This window comes from Streptomyces sp. NPDC020965, assembly GCF_044333555.1.
GTDB lineage: Bacteria > Actinomycetota > Actinomycetes > Streptomycetales > Streptomycetaceae > Streptomyces.
On sequence record NZ_JBIRRE010000014.1, the window covers coordinates 69,266 to 82,578 of the forward strand.

A 13,313-nucleotide genomic window follows, 5' to 3' on the forward strand; every position below is an offset into this window, starting at 1 on the left:
GTCGTGGCGTTCCGGTGATGGCTCCATAACGCCGTCGCGTGAACACAGAAACCCACGATCATGGTTTGTTCGTAATATGCTCGTCAGTATCCCGGGAGCCGTACGTAAGATCACTGGAACTGACATCGTCCGGGGGAGCCGATGAACGAACCAGCTCACGTCATCACCTTGAGACTACTTAAAGGCTTTGCGCTATCGGTCGATCAACTACGTGTTCCGATCTGCTCCAGCGCACAGCGACTTATCGCATTCCTCGCCCTGCAGGACATGCCGAGAACACGCACCTATGTGGCCGGAACACTGTGGCCGGACGTCACGGCGTCCCGGGCCCACGCGAATCTCCGGTCGTCCCTGTGGCGCGCGACGCGGTCCGAGCACCACCTCATCGACGCTTCGGCGCGTGAGCTGGCGGTTTCCCCGCACATCACCGTGGACCTGCACGAAGCGGTGGCCCGCGCGCACCGGTTGCTCGATATCGCCCACGCCTGCGACGACATCCTCACCACCCAGACGCGGGTGGACCTGTCGGCCGATCTACTGCCGGAGTGGCCGGAGGACGAGTGGGTGCTGATCGAACGCGAGCAATATCATCAACTCCGGCTGTACGCCCTGGAGGCAATGACCGATCGGCTCACCGAAGCCCGTCGTCACGGTGAAGCGGTCGCCGCCGGACTCGCCGTCGTCCGTGCGGAACCACTACGGGAAAGCGCCCATCGCGTACTCGTGAAAGCACATCTCGCGGCCGGAAATAGAGTCGCGGCGCTGCGACAATATGAACAATGCCGCCGCGTCCTTTTCGAAGAACTCGGACTGGAACCCTCGCCGGCGCTCAAGGACCTGCTGCCCTCACACTCCGAGCACCAGGGACGGCGACAACCGCCGTCATACCGACACGTATCCACCCTCTGACCGGGGCCCGCGCACCGGGGCGCGGGAGTCGGCGGGAGGCTCGGGCACTCCACACGCGCCGGTGCCGCTCCACCGGTCGTGGTGGAGCGGCACCAGGCGTTCAGCGGAGTCAGCGGAGTCAGTCGCAGGTGACCTTGTCCCGGGGGGTGTACCGCGTGCGGAAGGGCTCCCGCTTCAGCTCCTGGCCGTCGTCACCGCGGAAGATGCGCTCGACCGTGACATCGAACCCCTCCAGCGGGGTCTGCGGCTGGCAGTCCTTCGCGGCGCCGGGCCGGGTACCCGGTTCCTGCACGTTCGTGCGGGGGCCCTTGCTCGCCTCCACCGCCGCGTACTTCTTGGTGCCGAGGAAGGTGACCGTCACCGAACTGTCCGTGGACTCGGCCAGGATGTAGATGGCGTTGCCGGAGTCGTTGGTGAACTTGAGGTCGAGGTTGCCCCAGGCCACCGTGGCCTCGCGGCCCTCCGGGTAGCGCTCGATGTAGAAGGAGTGGGCGCCGTACTCGACGGGCTTCACACCGGCGAAGAACATCGCGTTGAACATGGTGGTGGCGACGGCCGAGACACCGCCGCCAGCGGCCTTGGCGTACTGGTCGTTGAGGATGATGGTGCCGTCGACGAACCCGTTCTCCTTGGTGCGTTCGCCGACGGTGCGGTTGAAACTCCACGTCTCGCCCGGCAGCACGACCGATCCGTTGATGAGTTCCACGGCGCGGCCGATGTTCTTCGTGCGGTACTCGGCGGGCTCGAAGTCGACGGTGAAGGAGGACATCTTCTCCGTCAGCCCGAGTGCGGCCAGCTTCTCCTTGGTCACCTTGGGCTGCGTCGTCTTCGTGACCACCTCGCCGGTGCGCGCCGCCCCCGACTTGGTGAGCAGCGGCAGCACCGCGTCGGAGACCGCCTTGGCGGTGAACTCCCGGCCGGGCTTGCCGTCGGTCACGGCCTCGACGCGCGCGCCGTTCAGCCGCAGTTCGGCCTCGACGGCCTCGTTGGTCGCATCAGCCACCGGACCGGCCACCGCGGGATCGTCGAACAGGGCCTTGCCGTCGAGCTTGGGCACCAGCCGGTCGCCGGCGCCGGCCCGCATCGTCAGATGCTCGCCGAGGACGGTGGGGGTGATCGTGATCCGCTCGCCGCCCGAGGTGAGCGTGACCGGCCCGGACATCGCCGGCCGCGCGAACTCGCGCAGGGCGCGTTCCGTCTCGGCCACATCGACGCGCGGCGCCGTCTCCCGGGTCGGGAGGTCCGCCGGCTCGGACTTCGTCGCGAGGTAGGCGGAGCGCAGGACGTCGATCGAGGCGTCGATGTTCAGGGCCTGCCCGGCGCGCGGCGGCACCTGCTTCGCGGTCCCCTTGTCGAAGGCTATGCCGCCCTCGCGGACCGCGCGGTCGTGCTTCTTGGCCAGCCCCGCCAGGGCGGTGCGCGCCTGCCCCTCGTCCTGTCGGACGACGGGATCGACCTCGCCGCCCCGGGCGAAGAGGCCACCGATCACGGTGACCGGACCGAGCCCCGGGCGGACGGCGTGGGCGGCGGTCTCGTCGGTGTCGACGCGGAGTCCGGCCGTACGCGGATCGACGGTGTCCGCGCGGTCACCGATCCGCACCGCCAGCGGCGCGGAGCCGGCCGCCGCCGCGAGCTCCCTGTCCAGGGTCTCCCGGGCCTGTGCCTGGCTCATGCCCCCGATGTCGACACCGCGCACCCGGGTGCCTTCGGGTATCTCCTCGCCGGTGAGCAGCAGCCCGGCGAGGTAGAGAGCCCCCACGCCGACGACCACCGCGCCACCCGCCGCAGCGGCGGGATGTATTCGGCGGCGCATGTGACTCCCTGAAGACGACCGACACGCGTCCGGCCGGGCGCTGGGCCCGGCCGGACGCGACAAGTCTGAGCGACGCTACCACGACAGAGATAAATTGACTATAAGCGACATTCCACCTTGCCCATACGGCTCTTGGTGCCACCTGGGCCACGCCCGCACGCAGCCTTTGATCCGCCGGGGGGTGGCGTGACGCTCCGCGTGTGAGCCGTGGCGGTGAATGACATCGCCGTACGGGGTCGGGGGTGGCCCGCAGCGCGGAGCGCAGAGGCGACGGAACCTTCGGTGACCGTACACGCACGGAATGTTCGTGCACCCCCGTCGAACGGGGCTGCTGGGACCCACCGCACTCAGGGACGGGGCACCCCCGCCGGGCAGGACCGGACGGACGCACCGCACTCAGGGACCTGGCGCCTCCAGCACGGCGAGGATGTTCCCCGCCGGATCCCTGAACCAGGCGATGGGCGGCCCTCCGGAATCGCGCGCGATGCCCTTCCCGTCCTGGGTGAAGCCCTGGTACCGCTCGAATTCCACACCCCGCGCGATCAGTTCGTCCACGGCCTTCTCGATGTCGTCCACCGGGAAGTTCAGCAGGGTGAAGACCGCCGGCGTGTGATCCGGTTTCGGATAGACGAGGACGGCGGTTCCCCCACCGAGCCGCAGGGTCAACAACCCGTTCTCGTCGGTGACTTCGAGGCCGAGGGTCTCCCCGTAGAAGCGCCTCGCCGTGGAGAGGTCGTCGACGGCGAATCCACTGAATGCCCTGGTGTCCCGGAACATGTGCCGCACCTCCGCCCAGCGCCGATTCCCCCTGCCCTTCCGCTCCCTTCCCGCCCCTCCCCCATCGTCCCTCCGGAGCGCCATCCGGGCGACCGAGGGAACGCCCGGGGCAGGCGGACCGGGAGAATCCCGGGAAATCAGTCCACGTAACCCGGATTGGACTGGGCCACGTGCCGATCGGCCTGGTTACGTTTCTCCCATGAGAATCCATGTCGTCGATGCCTTCACCGACCGCCCGTTCACCGGAAATCCGGCCGGCGTGTGCCTGCTGCCCGCCGGGGAGTGGCCGGAGGACGCCTGGATGCGGCAGGTCGCCGCCGAGCTGAACCACTCGGAGACGGCGTTCGCGCTCCCCCTGACCGACCCGACTGATCCGACCGACCCGGCTGATCCGACCGACCCGACTGCTGCTGACTGGTCCATCCGCTGGTTCACCCCGCTCGTGGAGACCAATCTCTGCGGCCACGCCACCCTGGCCACCCGGCACGTCCTGCGCACCGAGCGCGGGCTGCTCGGACCCGTCCGGTTCAGCAGCCGGTGGAACGGTGTCCTGGTCGCGCACGCGGACGCGGACGGCGTGATCACTCTGGACTTCCCGGCCGCTCCCGCCACTGAGGTACCCGTACCGCCGGGACTGGCGGCGGCACTCGGCGTCGCCCCGGAGGCCACGTACCGTACCGGCGCCCTCGGCGATCTGCTGACCGTCCTGCCCGACGAGGCCACCGTCCGCGCCGCGACGCCCGATCTGGCCGCGACGGCCGACCTCACGCACACCGAGAAGCTGCGCGGTGTCATCATCACCGCCGCGGCCGCCGGCGCCGACCCGGGGTATGACTTCGTCTCCCGGTTCTTCTCACCCGCCGAGGGGATCCCGGAGGACCCGGTCACCGGCAGCGCCCACACCGCGCTCGCCCCCTACTGGTCGGCGCGGCTCGGCCGGAACGGCCTCACCGGTCTCCAGGCGTCCACCCGCTCCGGCCTGGTGCACACCTCCGTGCACGGCGACCGTGTTCATCTGCGGGGCAGCGCGGTCACGGTCCTGGACGGAACCCTGCACGGCTGAGCCACGGCCCGGCCCGGGCGGGGGAACCGTCCCACAGGCGCTACTCGGCGACGTAGGTGCGGTAGGACCAGCGGAACACCCTCAACTTCCGGCCGTCGATGACAACGCGTTCATCGACCGGCTGGAAGTGTTCATACCGATTACCGAGGAGGAGTTTGAATTTCGCATTCTCGTCCGGCGTGTAGCAAACCCTCATTTGCTGCGGGACGAAATTCGGGGAACCACCTTCGAGGACAATGTTCGGTGTTTCATCCATGCGCTCACGGTAGCGACGAGGACACGGGGCGAAGAACCCCTAATGCGCCGGCGCACCCCTAGGGCTCGCACCGATACCCCTAGCAAGGCGAAACCGGTGCTGCGCTAGGGGTTGTTGGCCCGGGACCCGATCCCTACGGTGAGCATCACCTTCGCCCGGGACGGCCACGGAGGCATTCAATGTGCCGACGATACCCCGCCCGCAGCGGACGCTGTCACCGGGATCGGCCCCGGGCGGCCGTTCGGCCCGTCGCTCCGTCGCTCCGTCAGTCAGTCCGTGAAGGTGACTCCGGTGGTGCGGCGGCGGTCGACGGAGAGCTGGAAGACGTCGGGCCGGGCGTAGTGGCCGGCGACGTCAAGATCGAGCACTTCCTCGTAGCGGCGCCCGATCGGCACGGTCGCCGTGATGACACGGGCCTCGCCGAAGACCGGCGCCACGAGCCAGGATCCGTCCGGGCCCGCGATGCTCGAACCGCCGTCGAAGAGCAGTCCGCTCTCCGGGGCGTCCGGGCCGACGCCCGCCCGGTAGGCGTCGAGGAGATCGGCCGGTACGTCATCGGTCGAGAGGATCAGCCCGGCCGAGACGACGAAGCAGCGTCCCTCCAGCGCGTACGACCGCGCCGCGATCAGATGGCTCTCGGGCATGTCCGGCCAGACGGCGACATGGATCTCCTCGTCCTGGGCGTGCAGCGCCTGTCGTGCGAGCGGGTGGAAGTGCTCCCAGCAGACGAGACCGCCGACCCGCCCGGCCGGGGTCGGGACGACCCGGATGCCCGCTCCGTCGCCGGCCGCCCAGACGATGCGTTCGGTGTGGGTCGGCGACACCTTGCGGTGCAGGTTCTGGGTGCGGCCGTCCGGGCCGATCGTGAGGAGTGAGTTGTAGAGCGAGCCGCTGGACGGCGACGGGCGCTCATTGAGACCGAGGACGACGGTCGCGCCCGCCTCGCGCGCCGCCGCGCGCAGCGGCGCGAGGTCGTCGTGGTCACCACCGCTCGGATCGAGGACGGGGCTCTCTTCCAACAGTCGCGCGTGCCAGCGCTGCGCCGTGCTGTCCCGCCAGCCCGCCAGTCCGAACACCCAGGCCGGGTAGCCGGTGAGCCAGGTTTCGGGGAAGACGATGAGGGTGGCGCCCGAACCGGCCGCCGTCAGTACGTGGTTGGTCGCGCGGCGTACCGATTCCTGGAGGTCGAGCAGTGCGGGCGGCTGCTGGACCACGGCGACGACGGGGCTCGGCGTCATGTCTCTTTCCCTCCTCGCGCGTACAGCTCGGGACGCCGGTCCCGGTGCACGTCGTTCAGTTCACTGATCGCCTTGGAGCGGGCCTCGGCGAGGTCGATCGTGGCGGTGACGATCGCCGGCTCGCCCAGCCGCAGAGCGGTCGCTGGGTATCCGTCGGCATCGACGATGACGGTGCCGCCGAGCCAGTCCTGTCCGCGTTCGGTGCCGGTGCGGTCGGCGACCGCGACGAACATGCGGTTGACGGCGGCGTCCGCCTGCACGCGGACGATCTCGCCGGGGCGTTCGCCGTCCGGCCGGGGGTAGAGGGGCCAGTTCACCGGCGCGCACAGCAGCTCGGCGCCGTCGAGCGCGACCAACCGCACCCACTCGGGGAACTCGACGTCGTAGCAGACCATCACGCCGATCCGGCCGTACGGGGTGTCGAGCACCGGCGGGGGGTGTGAACCCGGTGTGAACCCGTAGGTCTTCTCCGCGTTCCACAGATGGGCCTTGCGGTACGAGGCGCGCAGCCCGGTCTCGTCGACGAGGACGGCCGTGTTGTAGGCGCGCCCGTCGGTGCCGAGTTCGGCGAAGCCGCTCACGATCACCACGTGGAGTTCGGCGGCGAGCGCCTCCCACTCCCGGATCGTCGCGCCGTCGAGCGGTTCGGCGGTCGCCAGCAGCTCCCCGGGGCTCTCGAAGACGTATCCGGAGTTGGCCAGTTCGGGGAGGACCACGATATGCGCGCCCCGACCCGCGGCGGTGCGTACCGCCTCACGGACGCGCTGCCGGTTTTCCTCGACGCGGCCGACCCGGAGCGCGAGCTGACAGCAGGCGACCGTGACGGACGACGGCCTGGTCTCATCCGCGAACGCAGCCTCGGATGAGGTCGGGGAGGCCAGCGGGGTCAGAGGGGTGGTCATCGGGCGGATCCTTCCAGTTCGGCCTGGCTCGCCGCGCGCGCCGCCGCCTCCGCGTCGTGGTCGATGCTCCGCGCGAAGATCAGGTAGAGACCCCCGGAGACGATCAGTCCGACCACGAAGGAGAAGTCAGCGCCGCCGAGGGCGTCGGCCACCGGTCCCACATAGAAGCTGCTGGAGAAGAACGGGATCATCGCCAGGAATCCCACCGCGTACGCGACGACACCGCGCCAGGCCCAGCGTCCGTAGAGACCGTCGGGCTTCAGGATCTCCGCGACCGCGTAGCCGCCCCGGCGCACGAAGTAGAAGTCGACGAGGTTGACCGCGGTCCAGGGGACGAGGAAGTACAGCATCAGCAGCACGAAGTTGTTGAAGCTGCCGATGTAGTCGTCGGGGATCAGCAGCGCGACGACGAGGGAGGCGATGCCGACCACCGTGAGACCGATGACCCGCAGCCGTACCGTCGGTCGCACCCTCTTGAAACCGTCGACCGCGCTGGTGCCGGTCAGCATCGCGCCATAGGCGTTGACGCCCATGATGGAGATCAGCGCCAGCACCGAGACGAGCACGACCACCAGCCCGAAGCCGGGGAAGAGCAGGTCGCCGACCTGGCGGAGGGCCAGGATCGGGTCGGGGTCCGGGAGATAGCTGGACAGGATCGCGCCGAGCGACATCAGCCACACGGCCGAGAACGCCGCACCGGCGTAGACCGAGGAGATCAGCTTCTTCGCCGACACATCGGCCGGGAGGTAGCGGGTGTAGTCCGAGACGTACACCGCATAGCTGATGTTGTATCCGGCGGCGAGCGAGAACTGCACGAGGAACGCCGTGAGGTCCCAGCCGGCGGTGGCCGCGGGCGCGCCCGGCGCGACCGGGTTGCTGGAGAAGTGGACGATGGCCACGATCGTGAGGATCGCGAACACCACGATGAGCAGGTAGGTCAGCCAGCGCTGGACGAAGTGGAGCAGATCGTGCCCGACCACCGCGATGACGATCGAGACCGCGATGAGCACCGGGTACCAGAACAGCTTGATGTCGGGCAGGACGAGGCCGAGGCCCTGGGCGGCCAGGATCGTGTCGAAGACGAGGAATCCGACGTAGACGAAGACGGTCGCGGCGAAGGGCACGACGACGCCGCGACTGCCGAACTGCGCCCGTGACTGGATCATCTGCGGCAGGCCCATGCGCGGGCCCTGGTTGGCGTGGAAGGCCATGAAGAAGGTGCCGAAGGAGACGCCGAGCAGTACGGCGAGCACGCTGTACCAGACGCTGAGTCCCATCGCCGGGCCGACGAAGCCGGTGACCATGGTCGGCAGGACGAAGTTGCCGGTGAACCAGAACGGGCCCTGGTGCCACACCTTGCCGTGGCGCTCGGAATGGGGCACGTAGTCGATCGAATGCTGCTCGATCACGCCTTCGCGCGGGGGTGCGGTCTCTGGTGAGGACATCGCTGTCTCCTCGGGGGTGGAGCCGGTCAGCGGGCGGATGCCGGTGCGGTGGGGGGCGTGGCCGGGGGGACCCGGTGTGCCACGGGGAAGGCCGCGACAGGCGTCGGCCGCGCTAGGTCCTGTCCGGGCGATCTTCGAGGGTCAGCCCGCGGCGTCAGATGCATGGAGTCTCCCCAGGCCCGCAGGGGCCGTGGCATGGGACCTGCCCAGGCCCGCAAGGGCCGTGGCATGGGGTCTCCCCAGGCCCCCAAGGGCCGAGGGGACGTGCCGTAGCCGTCGTCGTGGCCCCGACAAGATCGCCCGGACAGGGCCTAGGTCGGGGGCGGGTATCACCTCGACGGAGCCGGCCGGAGGGACGGCGCGCGGTGGGCGGTGTGTGGCGGGAGGTTCACTGCTCGTCAGGCCCCGGGGGACGGCTGCTGTCGGCCGCGGACGCGCGGCGGTTCTCCCGGTCCGCGCCGCCCCGGTGAGACCGAAGGGCACGGTGGCGACGGCGGCGCGGGGCGCGGCCTCCGGGCACGGCGGCGCGAAGGTAGCGATTCCGGCGTGGCGGGGAGTGGTGCCGGCGTCGGGAGGCCAGGCGGGCCGCTCGGCAGCGTTCATCGCGTTCTCGGCTCTTTGCTGAAGGGAAGTCACCTATACGCAACAAAGAATGCTTAATAGGCAACTACGGTTCCGGTAGTGTTGCTCCGCGTTATCAATCCTGTCAAGAGTGGCCAACGCATCGATCGAGCGACGCGAGGACTTCATGAAAGCTCTGCATCCGACGCCATCCGCGCTCCCGGTCCGTGTCGGCGCGCGACTGCGCGCCAGCCGGCAGGCGCAGGGGCTGACGATCGAGCAAGTGGCCGCGGCGACCAGCTTGACCAGGGGATTCATCAGCCGGGTCGAGCGGGACGAGACCTCCCCGAGCGTCACCACCCTGGTCACTCTCTGTCAGGTACTGTCGCTGCCGGTGGGTTCGCTCTTCGAGGACGCCGAGACTGCGGTGGTACGTCTGGACGACGCGCCCCACCTCAACATGGGCGGCCGGGGCGTCGTCGATCGCATGATCACACCACGGGGTCAGTCCCGGGTCCAGGTCCTGCGCTCCCACCTCGAACCCGGTGCCGACGGCGGTGAGGACCTCTACACCATCAACTGCGATGTCGAAGTGCTCCATGTGATAGCCGGGGAGGTCTCGGTGCTCTTCACCGGGCACACGCAGCGGCTGACGGCGGGCGACACCCTCACTTTCTCCGGTCGGGAGCCGCACAACTGGCGGAACACCGGCGCGACGGCGGCGGATGTGCTCTGGACGTTCGTGCCCGCCGCCTGGAGCGGTTCCCGCTGACACGGTCCCCGCGCGCGGGGGGCCCGCGGAGGCAAGGGGAACAAGCCCCCGCCGTCGCGCGCTGAGGCGGATATGACTCGTGGACACCGCATCACCATCGAACAAGGCAGCGAACACGTACGCGTCGTTCGCGACGGACAGCTCATCGCCGAGAGCCGACGACCCCTCGTGCTGCGCGAGACGGGCTGTCCGGTCCGCTACTACCTGCCCCCCGAGGACGTCCGGACCGAACTGCTGACCCGTTCGGACACGCACACCCACTGCCCCTTCAAGGGCGACGCGGACTACTGGTCGGTGCCCGGCGCGGACGACATCGTATGGGCGTACCCGGTGCCGAGGCCCGAGGTGGCGCAGATCAAGGACCACTTCTGCTTCTACGACACCGAGGCCGTCCGCGAGCCCGGGACCGCCTGACCTGACCTGACCACCTGACCTGAAGTGACCGCACCCGCCCGTACCCGCGCAGGGTGCACCGTGCCGCGGTAACGGCCGGGCGCAGCCCCTCACTCGGGTGCGGGCGGGCACCGGCTCACGGTCGTCTCGTACGGTCGGCGAGGACACGTGCGAGGCGTCGAAACCGCCGCCGGCCGGGAGTGGGTTCCCGACAGGTTATGGCCGGCATTCCGTCTGTTCCTGCTCTCGCCCCGTCGGGTTTGATGGGAGCGCGTACCGCTACGGCATGCTCCCCGCCCCGATCGGTCATCCGAAGAGGGTTCGGGTGCACTGCCTTCGGCCCACCCGGCCCTTTGCGCACCGTCGGAACCACCGGCACCCCAGAGCGTTTGACCCACGGGACCGCGATACGCAATCGGCAGCACACCCTCACGCGCCGACCGCGTATCGCGACACGGCTGCCACCGCCGGCACCGCCGCCCCGCAGAATCTTCCGGACTCTCCCGGCCGGGGGCCGCTCGCCACGGCGCCGCACCGGGAGACGCACGGGCGCTCGTCCCCCGCCGAGGTGGGGGACGAGCGCCCGTGGCGGGGGCACGGTGGCCGGCCCGCGCGGTCAGGGCGACGGGCCGCCCGGCGGACGACAGGGTGTGCGCATCCCGTCGGGCGCGCTTCCCGCCACGGGCAGGGCCCGGGTGCGACCCTGGAACCGGAGCTTCCCCGGGCCCTGCCCGGCCGGACGAGCACCTGATCCCGATGGAACAGCGCGGATCCGCCGGGGGGGCCGTCCGACCCAGGGCCGTGGCGGTGCGTCAGGTGCCCTCGTGGACCGGGCGGTCAGGTTCACACACCGCGGCCAGGGGGCCGCTCCCGCACCGATGTGGCGCTGGTACGAGCGGGAGAGGGTGGTGGCCGTGGCCGACCCAGGGACGCTGCGTTGGGCGCGAGTGCTGGCCCGACTTGCGCTGGCCGGCGTGGCGGCGGCGATCGCGACGCTGGTGTCCGTGGTCAGCGCGGGCGGTCTGCTGATCGTGGCGGGCGGCCTGGCGGGACTGGCCCTCGCCGCCGTGGGGACCTGGTGGGTCCTCGCCTACCGCGGACCGTACCGGCTGTTGGGCGCGCTGCTGGTGCTCGCGGCGCCGGTGGCCGTGATCATCCTCTACACGGTCCACGGGCTGTGGGGCCCGGCGCTGGTCGCCATGGCACTGTGGGGCGCGGCGCTGGGCTGCGCCCGTTCCGCACTACGGCGGGCCCGGCCACCACGCGGACCGCGGGCACGGTACCGACGGCCCCCGCGCCACCCGGTCCTGATCATGAATCCGGTGTCGGGCGGAGGGAAGGTCACCCGCTTCGGGCTGGTCGAGAAGGCCGAGCGGCTGGGCGCGCGGGTGATCGTCCTGTCCGTCACCACCCGGGTGGATGTCACCGCGCTCGCTCGACAGGCCGTGGCCGACGGCGCCGATCTGCTCGGTGTGGCGGGCGGCGACGGCACACAGGCCCTGGTGGCGGCCGTGGCCGCCGAGCACGATCTCCCGTTTCTGGTGATCTCCGCGGGTACCCGCAATCACTTCGCCCTGGATCTGGGTCTGGATCGACAGGATCCCTCCCGGTGTCTGGACGCCCTGACCGATGGGGAGGAGATCCGGGTCGATCTGGGCTTCGTGTCCGGCCGTCCCTTCGTCAACACCGCGTCGTTCGGGGTGTACGCGGAGATCGTCCAGAGTCCCCGGTACCGGGAGGACCAGGCGGGCACCGCCCTGGACGCCCTGCCCGATCTGCTGCTCAAGGAGCCGGGGAAGCGGCTCGACGCGACCGTGGACGGCACCCGGCTCCCCTCCCAGCAGGCACTGCTGGTCAGCAACAACCCCTACGCGAGCGGCGATCTCCTGGGCGCGGGTCGGCGGCTGCGACTGGACGGGGGAAGGCTGGGCGTCATCGGCATCCGAGTGGACGGCGCGGCCCAGGCCGCCCAACTCGCGCTGCTCGGCGCGCAGGCCACGGGGCTGACGGTCCTGACGGCCCGGCAGGTACGGGTCACCGCCGCCGCTGCTGCTTCGGACCTGCCGGTCACCACCGCTTCCTCGGAGCCACCCGCCACCGCGGGCGCATCCGAACCGGCCGTCGCCGCGGGCGCCTCGAACCTGCCGGTCGCGGTCGACGGTGAAGCCCTGACCCTGCCCGCACCGGTCGTGTGCTCGATCCACCCCCGTGCCCTGCGGGTCCTGGTCCCCCGGGGCCGGCCGGGCGCCCCCATGAGCCGGCCCCGGCTGAACTGGCGGCAGATCGCCCTGCTCGCGCTCGGCAGACCGGTCCCCGTATCGGACCTGGCCACCCACCGTCCGGAGTGAGCGCCGCCGTATCGGGCTCCTGAGAGGGCCCTCCGCCACCGCGACCACGGCCCACGCGGTCAGCGCGAAATCGCCGCGGGAGGTGGCTGGTTCACTCCGTATCTGCCGGTGTGCGCCGGTGGTACGTTCCGTGCCACGCCCGCCCTCCCACATGTCCGCCCTCCCACATTTCCGCGCCCCGGCACTTCCACGCTCCCGCGTTTCCGCGCTCTCCAGGAGGCAGTGTTGATCAGGTACAGGTTCGCGATGCTGGCAGCCGCCACCCTCGGGCTCTCCGCCCTGACCGCCCCCGCACAAGCGGCCCCGGACACCCAGGCCCCGCCCAGCGGTTGCACGACGTCGGTCGAGTGGGTCAGGGAGGGCAATCACTACTACCGGGGCCGGGGCAACATCCAGTGCGACACGGGCAGTTACACCGCCAAAAACGTCTGTCGCAATCTCCAGACCGGCAAGGGGTACGTCGTCTACGGCACGGAGGTGGTCAACGCACCCGGCGTGGCCACCGTCACCTGCAACACCGGTAACGTCGCGGAGAGCGTCCACGCCGTGGAATCGCCGCCCGTCGGTGGTGTCAGCGGATGTGTGAGCTGGATCGAGTGGGTCCACGAAGGCAGCCACCACTACTACGGCCGGGGCAACGTCCAGTGCGACACTGGCCGTTACCAGGCCAAAACCCTCTGCCACAACCTCCAGACCGGCCAGGGGTACGTCGTCTACGGCACGGAGGTGGTCAACGCACCCGGCGTGGCCACAGCCACCTGCAACAGGGGCAACCGCGCGCAGAGCGTGCACGCCGTGCCACAGTGACGCCCCTCCGTGCCAACGGACCTGGCGAG

At 70.2% G+C, this 13,313-nt stretch carries 12 protein-coding genes; 6 read left to right on the top strand and 6 right to left on the bottom strand.

Annotation, left to right across the window (positions count from 1 at the left end; all coding sequences use genetic code 11):
• Positions 1-141 precede the first annotated feature (141 nt).
• Positions 142-909, top strand: coding sequence for a BTAD domain-containing putative transcriptional regulator (locus ACH4S7_RS32410; RefSeq protein WP_398524947.1), 768 nt, complete (start codon positions 142-144; stop codon positions 907-909).
• Positions 910-1,027: 118 nt separating this feature from the next.
• On the opposite strand, the gene ACH4S7_RS32415 is transcribed toward ACH4S7_RS32410, so the two are convergent.
• Positions 1,028-2,722 (bottom strand): VanW family protein, encoded by a 1,695-nt coding sequence (locus ACH4S7_RS32415; protein WP_398524948.1) that lies wholly within the window; start codon positions 2,720-2,722, stop codon positions 1,028-1,030.
• A 396-nt stretch (positions 2,723-3,118) separates the two neighbouring features.
• Positions 3,119-3,499: a VOC family protein gene (locus ACH4S7_RS32420; RefSeq protein ID WP_398524949.1), complete on the bottom strand. Its 381-nt coding sequence runs from the start codon at positions 3,497-3,499 to the stop codon at positions 3,119-3,121.
• Positions 3,500-3,698: 199 nt separating this feature from the next.
• Here ACH4S7_RS32420 and ACH4S7_RS32425 point away from each other — a divergent pair, with 199 nt between their 5' ends.
• On the top strand, positions 3,699-4,562 hold the full coding sequence (locus ACH4S7_RS32425) for a PhzF family phenazine biosynthesis protein (protein WP_398524950.1): 864 nt from the start codon (positions 3,699-3,701) through the stop codon (positions 4,560-4,562).
• Between the two features lie 40 nt (positions 4,563-4,602).
• Here the strand turns inward: ACH4S7_RS32425 and ACH4S7_RS32430 are convergent, their stop codons facing one another.
• The 4 genes from ACH4S7_RS32430 to ACH4S7_RS32445 all read right to left on the bottom strand — a co-directional run bounded on the left by ACH4S7_RS32430 (position 4,603) and on the right by ACH4S7_RS32445 (position 8,403).
• Positions 4,603-4,818 carry a DUF5988 family protein gene (locus ACH4S7_RS32430; RefSeq protein WP_398524951.1) on the bottom strand — a complete coding sequence of 72 codons (216 nt, stop codon included), beginning with the start codon at positions 4,816-4,818 and terminating at the stop codon, positions 4,603-4,605.
• Positions 4,819-5,087: 269 nt separating this feature from the next.
• Positions 5,088-6,056, bottom strand: a complete 969-nt coding sequence (locus tag ACH4S7_RS32435) for a carbon-nitrogen hydrolase family protein (protein WP_398524952.1) — start codon at positions 6,054-6,056, stop codon at positions 5,088-5,090.
• Positions 6,053-6,958, bottom strand: a complete 906-nt coding sequence (locus tag ACH4S7_RS32440) for a nitrilase family protein (RefSeq protein ID WP_398524953.1) — start codon at positions 6,956-6,958, stop codon at positions 6,053-6,055. The genes ACH4S7_RS32435 and ACH4S7_RS32440 overlap by 4 nt, the downstream gene beginning before the upstream one ends.
• Positions 6,955-8,403, bottom strand: coding sequence for a purine-cytosine permease family protein (locus tag ACH4S7_RS32445; protein ID WP_398524954.1), 1,449 nt, complete (start codon positions 8,401-8,403; stop codon positions 6,955-6,957). Before ACH4S7_RS32445 ends, ACH4S7_RS32440 begins: the two co-directional genes overlap by 4 nt.
• 712 nt (positions 8,404-9,115) lie before the next feature.
• Between ACH4S7_RS32445 and ACH4S7_RS32450 the strand changes: the two genes are divergently transcribed.
• The 4 genes from ACH4S7_RS32450 to ACH4S7_RS32465 all read left to right on the top strand — a co-directional run bounded on the left by ACH4S7_RS32450 (position 9,116) and on the right by ACH4S7_RS32465 (position 13,284).
• Entirely contained in the window at positions 9,116-9,736 is a 621-nt protein-coding gene (locus ACH4S7_RS32450) for a helix-turn-helix domain-containing protein (protein WP_398524955.1), read from the top strand.
• A gap of 72 nt (positions 9,737-9,808) precedes the next feature.
• Entirely contained in the window at positions 9,809-10,150 is a 342-nt protein-coding gene (locus ACH4S7_RS32455; protein ID WP_398524956.1) for a DUF427 domain-containing protein, read from the top strand.
• A gap of 857 nt (positions 10,151-11,007) precedes the next feature.
• Positions 11,008-12,477, top strand: a complete 1,470-nt coding sequence (locus ACH4S7_RS32460) for a diacylglycerol/lipid kinase family protein (protein WP_398525015.1) — start codon at positions 11,008-11,010, stop codon at positions 12,475-12,477.
• Positions 12,478-12,702: 225 nt separating this feature from the next.
• Entirely contained in the window at positions 12,703-13,284 is a 582-nt protein-coding gene (locus tag ACH4S7_RS32465; protein ID WP_398524957.1) for a hypothetical protein, read from the top strand.
• The last annotated feature ends 29 nt before the right edge of the window (positions 13,285-13,313 follow it).

Excerpts from the sequence above, each read along its gene's own strand:
- ACH4S7_RS32455 (WP_398524956.1), top strand. The coding sequence starts at position 9,809 with ATGACTCGTGGACACCGCATCACCATCGAACAAGGCAGCGAACACGTA.
- ACH4S7_RS32415 (WP_398524948.1), bottom strand. The coding sequence starts at position 2,722 with ATGCGCCGCCGAATACATCCCGCCGCTGCGGCGGGTGGCGCGGTGGTC.
- ACH4S7_RS32440 (WP_398524953.1), bottom strand. The coding sequence starts at position 6,958 with ATGACCACCCCTCTGACCCCGCTGGCCTCCCCGACCTCATCCGAGGCT.
- ACH4S7_RS32420 (WP_398524949.1), bottom strand. The coding sequence starts at position 3,499 with ATGTTCCGGGACACCAGGGCATTCAGTGGATTCGCCGTCGACGACCTC.
- ACH4S7_RS32430 (WP_398524951.1), bottom strand. The coding sequence starts at position 4,818 with ATGGATGAAACACCGAACATTGTCCTCGAAGGTGGTTCCCCGAATTTC.
- ACH4S7_RS32435 (WP_398524952.1), bottom strand. The coding sequence starts at position 6,056 with ATGACGCCGAGCCCCGTCGTCGCCGTGGTCCAGCAGCCGCCCGCACTG.
- ACH4S7_RS32460 (WP_398525015.1), top strand. The coding sequence starts at position 11,008 with ATGTGGCGCTGGTACGAGCGGGAGAGGGTGGTGGCCGTGGCCGACCCA.
- ACH4S7_RS32445 (WP_398524954.1), bottom strand. The coding sequence starts at position 8,403 with ATGTCCTCACCAGAGACCGCACCCCCGCGCGAAGGCGTGATCGAGCAG.
- ACH4S7_RS32425 (WP_398524950.1), top strand. The coding sequence starts at position 3,699 with ATGAGAATCCATGTCGTCGATGCCTTCACCGACCGCCCGTTCACCGGA.
- ACH4S7_RS32410 (WP_398524947.1), top strand. The coding sequence starts at position 142 with ATGAACGAACCAGCTCACGTCATCACCTTGAGACTACTTAAAGGCTTT.